Raw genomic sequence first — 13,790 nt, 5'->3', positions numbered from 1 at the left:
TGGTTTGTTGTACCTGTGTACTGTTTGTTAAAATATTTTAAAATGTTAAATTTCAAGTTGCATTTTACGTTTTCTTCTCTAAAATGAACTCAATATCATATTTTTAAATGCGAAGGTGGAACATATTGTATTTTAGAAAATTTGGTTTGAAGTGTTTTTTATCTGTGTACGCGTTGTGTATTCATCCAAGTATGGTACTTAGTTGCGTTTTTATTGTGTTCTGAAAGTGATTTTGCAAATACATGAAATCCGCGTTTATCAACATTTGCGCACATGTATAAATAGTCGTGTCTTTGTGCATTGAGAACGCCATCGATGGAAGAAATATCAGGCATCGAAATTAGTGTTGGTGGCAATCCTTTAAATTTATACGTATTGTAAGGGGATTCAATCTTTAAATCAGCAGTTAAAACCCGTCGCACCGCAAAATCTTGACCTTTTTTTTCTTTTATACAGTAGATAACTGTAGGATCTGCTTGCAGCGGCCAGCCTCTTCTAAGTCTGTTTAAATACAATCCTGCAACAATCGGTCTTTCGGTATTTTGAGCAGTTTCTTTTTGAACAATAGAGGCTAAAACAATCACTTCTTCTTTGCTAAGGTTTAGTTTTTTTGCTTTTGTAGTTCTACTTTCATTCCAAAATTTATAATACGAGATAAGCATTTTTTGTTTGAATTTTTCTGGGCTAACTGTCCAGTAAAATTCATAAGTATTTGGGATGAATATTTGCAGTATCGATTTTGTTGTGAGCTTGTGCTCATTCAAAAAAGAGTCTTCTTTAAAAGAAAGGAGCAAAGAGGTAGAGTCTGCGGCTATTTGGCCTGCAATTCTACCTGCTAATTTTTCAAGGGTGTCTTGATTGTTAAAAGATAATTGAAAAGGAGTTTGTCCGCCACTTCGCAACATGTTTACCAGGTCATTGTTAGACATTCCTTGTTTCAGGATATATCTTCCCGCTTTTGGTTTTGAAAAACTTTTATTTGCGGCAACCCACAGGAAAGTTTCGGGTCTTTGGGTTAATTTTTTTAATTTTTCATTTACATCCAACAAGCTATCTGCTGTTGTAATAAAAAGCACGTGTTCTTTTGTAATTGCAGTTCCAAATATTTTTTGATAATAGTTGGAGATTACAAGTATAATAAATAGAATTACAGATGCAAATATATAAGGTGTTTTTTTCTTCAATTGTAAATTTGTTAGTGCGTAAAGTTACTATTTTATCAATTGAAATAAGAGCTCATCTTTGAATTTTCCTTCTGAATAAATCCATTCTTTTTTTAATCCTGCTTCTTGAAAGTCATGTTTTTTAAATAAGGAGATGCTTTGTACATTTTCTGAGGTAATATTTGCGTACAATTGATGCAAATGTAAATGAGTGAAAGCGTAGTTTGTTAGTAATCCTAAAGCTGCTGAGGCATATCCATTTCTTTGAAATTCATTCGCTATTAAAATGCCAATACCCGCTCTTTTATGCTGTGGATTAAAGTCAAATAAGTCGATCAATCCTACCGTTTTTTTTGAGTTGTTTTCTTCAATTATTAAACGCAACTGTTTTGCTTCATAAATATCTAAATGAGCATTTTCTAAATATTGTTTTAAAAGATATTTTGAAAAAGGACTTTGGGTGTGGCTTACTTCCCAATATGCTTCATTATTTTCTATCTTAAAGAGAAATTCTAAGTCCTCAGGTTCTAATGCACGGAGTTGGATTTTTTTTCCCGTAAGTCTTTCCATTAAATTTCTATTTTTCCTTGATAAACAAAACTGGCTGCACCTCTTAAAAATATGTTTTCGTAAACGCCCTCTTTTTCTGTAAAAGAGACTTCTAAAATACCGCCCGCTACAGGTAAGGTAATTGAAGTGCTGTTCGTTTTTTTTGTTTTATGCATCGCAATAGCAACTGCTGTTACACCAGTACCGCAGGCTAATGTTTCATTTTCTACGCCCTTCTCATATGTTCGAACTTGAAATGTAGTGTCGTTTATTTGTTCTACAAAATTGACATTACTTCCTGGAGACTTGTAGGTATATCTAATTTTTTCACCTTCTCTAAAAACATCAAAATTTGATAAGTCAGTCACTACTTGTACGTGATGAGGAGTACCTGTATTTAGAAATACAGCTTGTTCGAGAATTTGAATATCACTTACATCGATCATTTTTAAAGAAACAATGTTATTTTTTATTTTCGAAAAATGAGTTCCATCGAAAGCAGTAAAATTTGTTTCGTTTTTAATAATTCCAAGAAAGTGGGCAAAAGATACCGCACATCTTCCTCCGTTTCCACAAAAAGTTTGACTTCCATCTGGATTGTAATACACCATTTTAAAATCTAGCGCTAGATCGTTTTCTATCAAAATTACCCCATCTGCACCAATACCAAAATGTCGGTCACAAAGTTTTGAAATCGTATTAATAGTGTCTTTATTGAAAGTTTGCGAACGATTGTCTATCATTACAAAGTCATTTCCGCATCCTTGGTATTTATAAAAATTCAGATTCATAAAACAAATATAAGAATTTCAACAACAAATATGGGATGTTAAAAAGTGGTTAAAGTCCGTTAAAAAGAAGTTAAACTGATTTTTTAAGATTTTGAAAAGAATACCTTTACTGTAAATAATTATACAATGAAAAAAATAATTTCTTTTCTTGGTATGGCGATCTTGGGAGGTATGATCACCCTAGGCGGTTATAAGTTACTATTTGATGCACCCGTAATTATGGAAAGGATGATTAGTAGTCCGATACGACCATTGGAAACAATTTTTAGTGCAACTGATAAAACGTTAAATGCAGCAGAGATGACTACGGATTTTACTGTAGCCGCAGAGAAGACGATACACGCAGTAGTGCATGTAAAAAATACAGCTATTCGGACACAGACAAATAAAATGGATTTATTTTTCGGGCGAAGCAATGATAGAAAATACGAACAAGTGGGCACAGGAAGTGGTGTTATTATTTCTGCAGATGGATATGTAGTAACCAATAATCATGTAATCGATGGTGCTACTGAGCTTGAAATTACATTAAACAATAAGAAAAAGTATCAAGCCGAATTGATAGGGAGAGATGTTGCCAACGATATTGCTTTATTAAAAATTAAGGCAGATACAAAGTTAGATTATATTCCTTTTGCAAATTCAGATGGCATAAAAATAGGTGAATGGGTTTTAGCAGTGGGCAATCCCTATAATTTAACTTCCACAGTAACTGCAGGAATTGTTTCTGCGAAGGGAAGAGATTTAGAGGGGAATAGAAATATAGAATCTTTTATTCAAACAGATGCGGCCGTAAATCCAGGAAATAGCGGCGGTGCTTTAGTGAATGCTCGTGGAGAATTAATAGGAATTAATACCGCTATATCTTCAGAAACAGGTTCTTTTATTGGATATTCGTTCGCAGTGCCTAGCAATATCGCAAAAAAAATTATCAATGATATTTTAGAATTTGGCAGAGTACAAGAAGCTATTTTGGGCATTTTAGTAGATCCTAGTTATCAAGATGAAGGTGTAAAAGTGGCAGACATACTGGAGAAAAAAGGCGGCTTAAAGGGAGCCGGATTGAAGTCTGGCGATGTTATTACAAAAATTGATGAAGTTAAAATTTCAAAATTTTCTGAATTAAAAGGTCATTTAACGGCTAAAAGACCTGGTGAATTTGTAAAAGTAACCATCGAAAGAGGATCCAAGGTATTGGTAAAAACAATCAAGTTAACTGAAAAAATAGCGCCTATTCTAGCCAGTTCTTTGGGATGGGAGTTAAAAGACTTGTCAGCAAATGAATTAAAAGATAGCGATATTAAAGCGGGAGTTATGATCGTAAGAGATAGTAAATATGGCTTAGAAAGTTACATTATCACTAAAATAAATGATAATGAGGTTAAAGATGCGCGAGAAACCGCAAAGCTTTTAAACGAACTGTATACGTCTAGATATGCAAATAACATAATAGAGCTTTTAAGTGTCTCTGGAGAAAGAGAAAGAATACGCTTTTAAACATTATGACAGTACTATATAAATCCTAGCAGAACGCTGGGATTTTTTTATTTACAAACTTTGGACGAAATCGATTTCGTATTGTAAAAAAAAGAGATACTTTTGCCGAAAATTTAATTAGAAGATTACAATTATGGCAATAAAAGCAGATTACAACGAGGAAGTTTTATCTCAAGCTCAGATAAGAAGGGCAACGGTAGAATTTATTAATATCGTCAATGATTTATGGTATGACAAAGCTATCGAATTGGTGCTTTTTAGAAATCCTTTAATAGATAAAAGGGCAAGCGAAGTTTTAAATTTAATAGCATATGCAAAAGAGTTTGTAAGCAAGCCTATTTCAATTCAAGATGCGTTAGAAATTGCGAGGGCTATTCAGCAGTTAGATTTGCCATCTTCAAAATTAGACATTGGTAAATTAGCCTATGAGTCCTATTTAAGTTCAAAATACGGTGATGACAAAGTTGCGTTTGTGCAACAGAAGTTAAAAAACGCAACGGTAGCTAAAGGCATTCAGCCAAAAGATGTGGTGTTGTATGGTTTTGGAAGAATTGGGCGTTTGCTAGCAAGAGAGTTAATGGTTAAAATGGGCAAAGGTTCTCAATTAAGGTTAAGAGCCATTGTAACACGGGGGGACATAAATTATACAGTTTTAGAAAAACGAGCTTCCTTGTTAAGCATCGATTCGGTGCACGGGGATTTTTTAGGTACGGTAGAAATAGATGCAGAAAATGACGCATTGATTATAAATGGGACCACAGTTCATATGATTTCTGCAAACAATCCAGAGGATATAGATTATACTAAATACGGAATTAAGGATGCGTTAATTATTGACAATACTGGCGCTTTTAGAGACAAAGAAGCGCTGAGCCGTCACTTAAAAGGGCAAGGGGTGCACAAAGTATTAATAACAGCCCCAGCAAAAGGAGTACCCAATATTGTTCATGGTGTAAATCACCAGCAGAATGATCCAGATACGATAGATATTTTTTCAGCAGCATCTTGCACGACCAATGCAATAACTCCTATTTTAAAAGTTTTAGAAGATAACTACGGAATTAAAAAAGGACATTTAGAAACGATCCATGCATATACAAACGATCAGAATTTAGTGGACAATATGCACAGTAAATATAGAAGGGGAAGAGCGGCTGCATTAAATATGGTCATCACAGAAACGGGCGCAGGAGCGGCGGTAGCAAAGGCGATTCCAGCTTTAAAAGGAAAGCTAACTTCCAATGCCATTCGAGTACCTGTTCCCAATGGCTCTCTTGCTATTTTAAGTTTACAATTGCGGACAAAAGTGACCAAAGAGAATGTGAACGCGTTGATTAAAAAGCATGCCTTAGAGGGCGATCTAGTGGAACAAATTAAGTATTCTATGGACAACGAATTGGTTTCTTCGGATATTGTCGGAATCACAGCGCCTTCAATTTTTGATAGTAAAGCAACAATTGCAGACGAAGAAACAATTGTAATTTATATTTGGTATGACAATGAATATGGATATTCTCATCAAGTAATTCGATTGGCAAAGCACATTGCAAAAGTTCGAAGATTTACGTATTATTAATATAAATAGTCCATAGAATTAATTTTCTCTATTTTTTAATAAGATTATATTTAGGTAAAAATCCGACACATTTTTGTGTTGGATTTTTTTTGCTATTATCTGCTTTCTGCGTTCTCTTTTAATTATTCTATAGAAAAGGACGTTATTCCAATCTGGGTGGCTCCAATTTTTAAAAGTTAAGCTGACCAATATCTGTACTTCTTTTAATTTTTTAACTTAATAATGCAAGAATCAAGCATAATTATAAGTTTCTTATGCCAATCATTTAAACTTTTCCGTAATTTAGCTGCTGAAATGAAAAACAACTTCTAAAAGCGTTTTCTAAACCATCGCAGCGTTGTTTTTTGCCATTCCAATTAATTCTTAAAGAGGTTTCCCAAAAGATTCAATTTATAATATACGCTACTATTATAGTGCGTAAAAATGAAATAGTAAGACTGATATTGAATAGAAAGCTCAGAATTATTAGAATTTTAAACACGTAGAGATAGTACGTGAATTAATTTAATTTTTAAATTTAGCAAAAACGTATTTTAAACAAGACAAAAAAAGTGTTTACAAAAAAGATAAAACAAGTATTCTTATACTTTCAAAATACTAATAATTTCAATCAACAGCGAAAAAATTTAATAAAATTGACGGTACTATAGGTAACACAGCAATTTTCTCTTTTTTTAGTGTAGCTCATAGATTAAGTACTGCTGCCACTCGGCATGCAATTTTAGTCTATATTTTTAAGAGGTTTTCTTGAAATCCATTAAATCCACAGTACATCATTTTCAAGGGATCGTTACAGCGTCTATCATTTTGTCATTAAAAACTATTTTTTTTAAAATAACAATCAATATTTACACACCATGCATCAGCTTTACAATTGTCCTATTTGCAACGCGAGTTCTATCGCCTCTTTTATAAAAACAACAGCTCAGATGCACTCGAGCAAAGAGTTATTTAATTTTGACCAATGTGTAGACTGTCAGTTTGTTTTTTTAAATCCAAGAGTAGATTTAGACCATTTAAAAAATTATTATACCTCTCACTATTTGCCTTATAGGGGGCCTGAAGCTTGGGGTAAGTATAAAAAATTGGTAGCGGGAAGTCAGAAAAAGTTAGATTTAGAACGCGTAAAACGAGTGAAAGAGACCTATGCCATTTCATCAGAATCACTGATTTTAGATATTGGTTGTGGCAATCCAAGTTTTCTAAAAGCTTGTCAGCGAGAGTTAAACTGTCAAACGATGGGTATCGACTTTAGTGATGAAGGCTGGAAAGAGCAGCGCAACCAATTTCAAGGCTTAGACTTGCAAGTCGCAGAAATTAAAGACCTTGCTGTAAACCTAGGGCCGGATGTAATTACTATGTGGCATTATTTAGAGCACGATTACACGCCATTGGAAAATCTTAGTTACTTAAAGTCGATTTCGAAACCGGCCACAACACTTATTATTGAAATTCCAAACTTTGATTCCATAAGCAGAAAGAAATACAACGAGAACTGGGCAGGTTGGCACACTCCGCGTCATACTTCGTTATTTTCTCCAAATAATATAAACCTTTTGTTAGATAGAAGTGGTTGGCAGGTTTCAGAGGTATTAACGCACGGTACGTTAAATCCTTATCTACTTTTTTGGATGAGTGAAATGGAGCAAAAAGGGATCCTATGGACTAAAAATATGGAAAAAGAATTCTGGAATTTTGTAACTGGAATGCTTCAATTTGTGCCAAAAAAGTGGCGACAAAAAAAATCATCTTTAGGCGTCATGACAATTATCGCTACACCAAAATAAGGTGTTTTAAAAAACCAAAAGATCTTTCCCTTCCCAAGTCCCTTCTGATTTGTAAGGTTGAAATCTAGAAAAAAGTTCCTCCGAATACCAATCATGTTTGCGTGTTTTTTTGATGGCTTCTTTGTGTTGTTTGCTCTTATAGGCAAATTGTTTTACAGATTCAAAATCTTTCCATAAACTAAAAGTTGCCATTTGAATAATAGGAACTTCGCCCACACCTTTGGTGTAAATTAATCCTTCATTACCCTCTAATCCTTCTTCGGAAGTTGGTACATATTTCCAAAACCGAACAAGCCAATTCCATTTGATTGTTGCGCGAGTGATAACGGCAATTGGTAAACTGGGATCCAAATTTGTTGCTGGTTCAAATGGATTTTTTCCAATCCAAGTTCCGCCTGCAGAAATATTTTTCATATAAAGTGTAAACAATTCTTCCGTGTGATCTCGGTAATTTTTTATCAAGTTGGAAGCGTTAAAAAAAGTATTAGCAGCTTCTTCAGATTCCCAGACTTGAAGTAAACAATAGACAGACCAGTCAGGGAAAGGATTAAAGCCTCTGCCTTTGCCGCTTCCCATCAAGCGATAAAAACTTAATCCCTGCACTTTTTTCAAATCTTTATTGGCAAATTGCATCATTTTAAATGCCCAAACTTTCTCCCGCAATGAAACATATTTAAAAAAGCTAATGGTGGTAATTTGTTTACTCATTTTAAAGATAGTTGAAATTAGTTGTCTGTGATTTTGCGATTTTTAATCAGAATAGCGCTAAAATAGTTTTGCAATCAGTCCACAAAAAAAAATGGAGAAAAGGAGCATTGTTATTCCGCTGTAAAGATAGAGATTTAAAAAGATACCGTCTGTTTGGTTTTCTGATTTTTCATCCATTTAAAATACTTATTGGGAATGTAATAAGTAAAAAAGTGTTGTTTGCATTTGAAAATGCTTGTCGTTGATAATTTGTACAAACGCAGTGCATCACAGAAAAATAAAGACCCTTTTTTTTCAATGCGATTAAAAAGCGTTCATGCTCCAACATTTTTTTAAGTGATGTATTTAATTTTGCGATGAGGAGTAGATTAAAGAGGTTTTAAATTTTAAAGAGGCTTCATTTTAGACCAATATCTTAATGGCGTAAAAAAAACAAATTTTCACTTAATTTTGTAGCGAAAGTAAAATTCATAAAAAAGGAAACGTCTATTAATGTCTTTGCTATTTATTACCACAGCAATAAAAGCTCAAGAAAAATTGCCTTACGATCAAATTCCAAAGATGGAAGAAAATTATTCAGCGCAAAACACGGTTGCAAGAATGATAGATGGTTTAGGATTCAGGTATTATTGGTCCACTAAAGGTTTGCGAGCGGAAGATTTAGCATATCAACCAATGGGTGAAGGTAGAAATTGTCAAGAAACAATAGAGCACTTGTATGATTTGTCAAATATGATGTTGCGGCTTACTCAGACCGATTTTAAACAAATTATTGAAAAAGAGAAGATGACCTTTGTAGAAATGAGAAAACAGACACTTTCAAATTTTCAAGCGTTCAGTAATCGGATACAAGCGAGTAAAAATTTATCAGAATTTACAGTTCAAAAAGATGGGGATGTCAGCATCCCATTTTTTAATTTAATTAATGGACCAATTGCAGATGCTATTTGGCATTCAGGTCAAGTTGCAAGTTACAGGAGATCTTCAGGGAAACCTATAAATATTAAAATAAATCATTTTACAGGAACGCTAAGAGAGTAGTTTTCGCATTATTGCGAGTGCAGTGAGGTAGAACTGAAAAGATCAATTTTTTATACAATTTACTTCACTGCCTTTGCTATTGGAACTTATCGTTATGCTTCCTCAAAGAAATCAATTTTACAATCCATTTCTGGCTGTAAAAACTCCTCTTTATGCATCCAATAGTTAGAAGTAGTAAGCCTATAACCATTTTCATTTTTTTCAAGATCCCAGAGCACATCGTTGGCCTCTTCAAATTTCTCATTTCCCTCCAATTGACTGCGAAATAGGCGAATAATTATATTGTGACTGTCTAAGTTTTTTGCAAAACATTTGAGAACAATTTCTTTAGTGATTTTAGGATCCGCATTTGAAAAGGGCGTGATTTCAAAATCGACAAGTGTTGCTTCTGTGTTTAAGAATTTACCATTGTAGGCTTTATAAAGCAGCTGGTTGATCATATAAAGTTCTTTATGTAACTCAATTTTTGGATATTCTTCAGAAATTCGATCCAATAACATTTCGTGCGAGAGTTGATCGATTTGACCTTCATTCAAATGCTCAGATAGCTTATAGTGTAAAAGAATGGTTGCCGCTTCATTTGTTTCGTAATCAGCAATTGCCATGCACAGCAATCCTTGCAATTCTGCTGCATCTGATCCTTCCGCATTTGGGAAATTAAATTTTGTTAAAAGTGCTTTATAATCATCGACGCTCCAAGAATTAGGAAGTTCATTAACTGTAGAAATTTTATGTATTTTTATAGCGTATTTCATTTTTTTATTTCAATTTTGAATGCAAATATAAAGTACATTTTTTTAAGTTTAAAAAAAAGGTTTTCCACAGAAATATTATGGGTGCAGCGCAAACAATTCAATTACTTCGAGACGAATTAAATACACATAATTACAATTATTATGTTTTAGATAATGGAATGATTTCTGATTTCGATTTTGATGTAAAACTAAAAAAGTTAGAGCAGTTAGAAAAGGAGAATCCTCTATTGTTTGATGCAAATTCGCCTACACAAAGAGTAGGAGGAGCGGTAACCAAGAATTTTAACACTGTAGTTCATAAGAATAGAATGTATTCTTTAGATAATTCATATTCAAAAGAAGATTTGTTGGATTGGGAGAAAAGAGTTGAAAAAGTTTTAGGTAGTTCAGCGTTAGAGTATACTTGTGAGTTAAAATTTGATGGCGCTTCTATTAATTTAACTTATGAAAACGGGCAATTTGTAAAAGCAGTTACGCGTGGAGATGGTTTTCAGGGGGATGAAGTAACAAATAATATAAAAACAATTCGCTCTATTCCCTTAAGTCTGAGTGCTGACTTTGTGCATAATTTTGAGATGCGGGGAGAGATCATTTTACCTTTAGATGGATTTAATAGTATGAATGCCGAGCGCATAGCAAATGGAGAGGAGGAATACAGAAATCCTAGAAATACAGCAAGTGGTAGTTTGAAATTACAAGACAGTGCAGAGGTAGCAAAAAGACCTTTGGATTGTTTATTGTATCAAATTGTAACCTCAGAAAGGAAATACAAAACACATTTTGAGAGTTTAGAAAATGCAAGGCGAGTGGGGTTTAAAGTGCCAAAGGCGATAAAACTAGTAAAATCGATAGACGCCGTTTTTGATTTTGTGAGTTATTGGGATGAGAAGCGTCACGATTTACCATATGAAACAGACGGAATTGTAATAAAAGTGAATGATTTACAGCAGCAAGAGGAACTTGGGTATACCGCAAAAGCACCAAGATGGGCAATTGCTTATAAGTTTAAAGCAACTCAAGTCACTACGATATTGAATGCTATTAGCTATCAGGTCGGCAGAACCGGAGCCATCACACCAGTAGCGAATTTAAATCCTGTTCAACTGGCAGGAACTACTGTAAAACGAGCTTCTTTGCACAATGCAGATCAAATTGAAAAATTAGATATCAGGGAAAAAGATACGGTCTTTGTAGAAAAAGGTGGAGAGATCATTCCTAAAATCACGGCGGTAGATTTTACCAGGCGTTTAGAAAACTCAGAACCCACGAGATATGCAACGAACTGTCCGGAATGTAACACGCTTTTGGTCAGATCAGAAGGTGATGCGAAACATTATTGTCCGAATGAATTTGGTTGTGCACCACAAATAACAGGAAGAATTCAACATTTTATTTCTAGAAAAGCAATGGATATTGAAGGTTTGGGTGGGGAAACGGTAGATTTATTGAGAAAAGAAGGGTGCATTCAGAACTATGCAGATTTATATGATTTAACTGTGGAACAGGTAATTCCTTTGGAAAGAATGGCGGAGAAATCTGCTCAAAATATGATCGCTGGAATCGAGAAGTCAAAAGAAATTCCATTTGAAAAAGTTTTATTTGCACTGGGAATTCGGTTTGTTGGAGAAACGGTTGCGAAGAAATTGGCAAAATATTTTAAATCCATAGATAATTTGATGCATGCAGAATTCGAAGTTCTCATTAGTGTCGATGAAATAGGGGATAGAATTGCACAGAGCATTATTGATTTCTCTTCAGATGAAGGAAATATCCAATTGATTAATCGCTTAAAAAGTTACGGAGTCCAGTTGGAGGTTTCTGCAGAAATTTTAGAAAACCAAACAGAGTTGTTAAAAGGACAAGTTTTTGTGGTTTCTGGTGTTTTTCACCAATTGTCTAGAAACGAACTTAAAAAGGCAATTGAAGACAATGGAGGAAAAGTTAGTGCTTCCATTTCAAAAAAAACAAATTATATAGTTGCTGGGGATAATATGGGGCCTTCAAAATTAACAAAAGCACAAGATTTAGGAATTGAAATTATTTCGGAACAAAACCTAATAGATAAAATAAGTTAAAACCTAAGGTAATACTTCCGTATAATCAAGTCTTTACAAACCACAAGTCACTTAGATATTCGCATTAAATCCTTGAAGAAATTAGTTTACATATATGTAGTGTTCATTTCAATGGTTGCTTTCACGCAAAATAGAGATGGTGATTCATTGCCGATAAACACAAATGAGTATGTTTTCGTAAAACCTGGTGATTCCATAGTAATACAGTTAAATGAAATCGCCCTTTTGCCAAAACCTAAATTCAGCGCAAAAGAAGATATTCGGTATTATTTATGGTTTCGTAAGAAAGTATACAAAGCATATCCGTTTGCAAAATTAGCAGCAGAAAGATTGGATAGTTTAAATGCGCGTTTAGATAGAATAGATTCAAAACGTAAGAGAAGAAAGTATACGAGGCTTATTCAAAACTACATAGAAGGAGAATTTACAACTCAAATTAAAAAAATGACGACTACAGAAGGGCGTGTTTTAATTAAATTAATTCACCGCCAAACGGGTAAAACTGCGTTCGACAATATAAGAGGACTGCGAAGTGGCTGGAAAGCGTTCTGGTACAATACAACGGCAAACGTTTTTAAGCTTTCTTTAAGGACCGAGTATCAACCTGATAGAATTAATGAAGATTTTTTAATAGAAGATGTTTTGGTGCGTGCATTTCGTGATGACAAGTTGGAAGTTCAAGATTCTAAATTAGATTTCGATTTCATTAAAATCATAGCTGCAAAGAAAGCAAAGATAAATGTAGAGGAATACAAGTTGATGTTTGCTAAAATGAAGAGGAAAAAGAAGAATAAAAAGTAGCCATTTATTGTAAAGAAGAGTTTGTATTCCTTTTCCTTTGGTGTTTTTTTAAAACGTCTTATTGGAGAATAGCGGCGCCGTGTGAAGAGAGGTTTCTTGTTTTTTTCTTGAAAAAGGATTGTCTTAGATAGAGACATCTGCCACAATTAATTTTTTAATATTGAAAATAGAGTCTATTTTGGCAACTTGTATTTTAATTTTTACTCATTTTTAGATTCTGTATGGATATTTAAATTGTATTGAGAGCTATTTTTTGGTATTTATGGGGTATTGCTGTGGTTGCTTTTTGAGTTGTTGTGAAGGGGCTGTTTTTTCAGTTGTTTTAATGATCCTATTTTCAGGATGTTAATAGAGTGTAAATAAATAATTAAAAATAAGTGAATAAAAAGTATTGTGCGATTAAAAAGGTGTCGTATGTTTGCACCCGCTAACAGCTATTTTGTTTGTTGGTTTCGTTCCTTGAGTTTGCTGGTTGAGTGTTTTTTTTACGGTTTTAGGTTTAGTTATTACTTCCAAAATTTAGTTTAAAAATATTTAATTTTTTTCTTGTTAGATTGCAAATAAGTTTTATATTTGCACCCGCTAACAGATATAGCAAAACGTTCACAGAGATAATGGCATTGATTTTTAGTAAAAAGGTCATCTAGTTCGATTCTAGAGTTTCTACAAATTAGGGTATACATTTCTTGTTTTAAGGCGAGGGGTTATGATTCTAAAAGTTCATTGAAAATATTGAAATTGACAGCGTAATTAAAGAGTAGAATAACCACATTATTTATAATGTAAATTCTTTTGAAACTTATTCATTCATATTATTTAAAATATACAATGAAGAGTTTGATCCTGGCTCAGGATGAACGCTAGCGGCAGGCTTAACACATGCAAGTCGAGGGGTAACATTGTGCTTGCACAGATGACGACCGGCGCACGGGTGCGTAACGCGTATAGAACCTACCTTTTACAGGGGAATAGCCTTTAGAAATGAAGATTAATGCCCCATAGTATTGAGACTTGGCATCAAGTTTTAATTAAAGATTTATCGGTAAA

The 13,790-nt window shown here is 33.8% G+C and carries 11 protein-coding genes and 1 rRNA gene (1 of these 12 only partly in view); 7 read left to right on the top strand and 5 right to left on the bottom strand.

Annotated features, from left to right (window positions below):
* Positions 1 to 158: 158 nt before the first annotated feature.
* From mltG to dapF, 3 genes are read right to left on the bottom strand one after another with little or no spacing between them, the layout of a single operon-like run.
* Complete coding sequence (gene mltG, locus PI23P_RS00105) at positions 159 to 1,184, bottom strand: endolytic transglycosylase MltG (protein WP_004568634.1); 1,026 nt, start codon at positions 1,182 to 1,184, stop codon at positions 159 to 161.
* 27 nt (positions 1,185 to 1,211) lie between these two features.
* Complete coding sequence (locus PI23P_RS00100) at positions 1,212 to 1,733, bottom strand: GNAT family N-acetyltransferase (RefSeq protein ID WP_004568633.1); 522 nt, start codon at positions 1,731 to 1,733, stop codon at positions 1,212 to 1,214.
* Complete coding sequence (gene dapF / locus PI23P_RS00095; RefSeq protein ID WP_004568632.1) at positions 1,733 to 2,503, bottom strand: diaminopimelate epimerase; 771 nt, start codon at positions 2,501 to 2,503, stop codon at positions 1,733 to 1,735. Before dapF ends, PI23P_RS00100 begins: the two co-directional genes overlap by 1 nt.
* Positions 2,504 to 2,629: 126 nt before the next feature.
* Between dapF and PI23P_RS00090 the strand changes: the two genes are divergently transcribed.
* The 3 genes from PI23P_RS00090 to PI23P_RS00080 all read left to right on the top strand — a co-directional run bounded on the left by PI23P_RS00090 (position 2,630) and on the right by PI23P_RS00080 (position 7,363).
* Positions 2,630 to 4,000: a trypsin-like peptidase domain-containing protein gene (locus PI23P_RS00090; protein ID WP_004568631.1), complete on the top strand. Its 1,371-nt coding sequence runs from the start codon at positions 2,630 to 2,632 to the stop codon at positions 3,998 to 4,000.
* A gap of 133 nt (positions 4,001 to 4,133) precedes the next feature.
* Positions 4,134 to 5,576 carry a glyceraldehyde-3-phosphate dehydrogenase gene (locus PI23P_RS00085; RefSeq protein ID WP_004568630.1) on the top strand — a complete coding sequence of 481 codons (1,443 nt, stop codon included), beginning with the start codon at positions 4,134 to 4,136 and terminating at the stop codon, positions 5,574 to 5,576.
* A 929-nt stretch (positions 5,577 to 6,505) separates the two neighbouring features.
* Entirely contained in the window at positions 6,506 to 7,363 is an 858-nt protein-coding gene (locus PI23P_RS00080; RefSeq protein ID WP_238299954.1) for a class I SAM-dependent methyltransferase, read from the top strand.
* Between the two features lie 6 nt (positions 7,364 to 7,369).
* Here PI23P_RS00080 and PI23P_RS00075 read toward each other — a convergent pair whose 3' ends face one another.
* Positions 7,370 to 8,071: a DUF3291 domain-containing protein gene (locus tag PI23P_RS00075; RefSeq protein WP_004568628.1), complete on the bottom strand. Its 702-nt coding sequence runs from the start codon at positions 8,069 to 8,071 to the stop codon at positions 7,370 to 7,372.
* A gap of 492 nt (positions 8,072 to 8,563) precedes the next feature.
* Between PI23P_RS00075 and PI23P_RS00065 the strand changes: the two genes are divergently transcribed.
* Positions 8,564 to 9,112 (top strand): hypothetical protein, encoded by a 549-nt coding sequence (locus PI23P_RS00065; protein WP_004568626.1) that lies wholly within the window; start codon positions 8,564 to 8,566, stop codon positions 9,110 to 9,112.
* 92 nt (positions 9,113 to 9,204) lie between these two features.
* Here the strand turns inward: PI23P_RS00065 and PI23P_RS00060 are convergent, their stop codons facing one another.
* A complete protein-coding gene (locus tag PI23P_RS00060; RefSeq protein ID WP_004568625.1) occupies positions 9,205 to 9,867 on the bottom strand; it encodes a hypothetical protein in 663 nt (220 codons plus the stop codon).
* A gap of 77 nt (positions 9,868 to 9,944) precedes the next feature.
* Between PI23P_RS00060 and ligA the strand changes: the two genes are divergently transcribed.
* From ligA to PI23P_RS00045, 3 genes are all read left to right on the top strand, one after another.
* Positions 9,945 to 11,942: an NAD-dependent DNA ligase LigA gene (gene ligA / locus PI23P_RS00055; RefSeq protein ID WP_004568624.1), complete on the top strand. Its 1,998-nt coding sequence runs from the start codon at positions 9,945 to 9,947 to the stop codon at positions 11,940 to 11,942.
* Positions 11,943 to 12,053: 111 nt separating this feature from the next.
* Positions 12,054 to 12,743 (top strand): DUF4294 domain-containing protein, encoded by a 690-nt coding sequence (locus PI23P_RS00050; RefSeq protein ID WP_004568623.1) that lies wholly within the window; start codon positions 12,054 to 12,056, stop codon positions 12,741 to 12,743.
* A gap of 825 nt (positions 12,744 to 13,568) precedes the next feature.
* Positions 13,569 to 13,790 (top strand): 16S ribosomal RNA (locus PI23P_RS00045); it runs 1,296 nt beyond the window's last position.

The sequence above is a fragment of the Polaribacter irgensii 23-P genome, assembly GCF_000153225.1.
GTDB classification, from domain to species: Bacteria; Bacteroidota; Bacteroidia; order Flavobacteriales; family Flavobacteriaceae; genus Polaribacter; species Polaribacter irgensii.
Note: the sequence above shows the minus strand (reverse complement) of the source record. Positions and strands in the feature narration are given on the sequence as shown.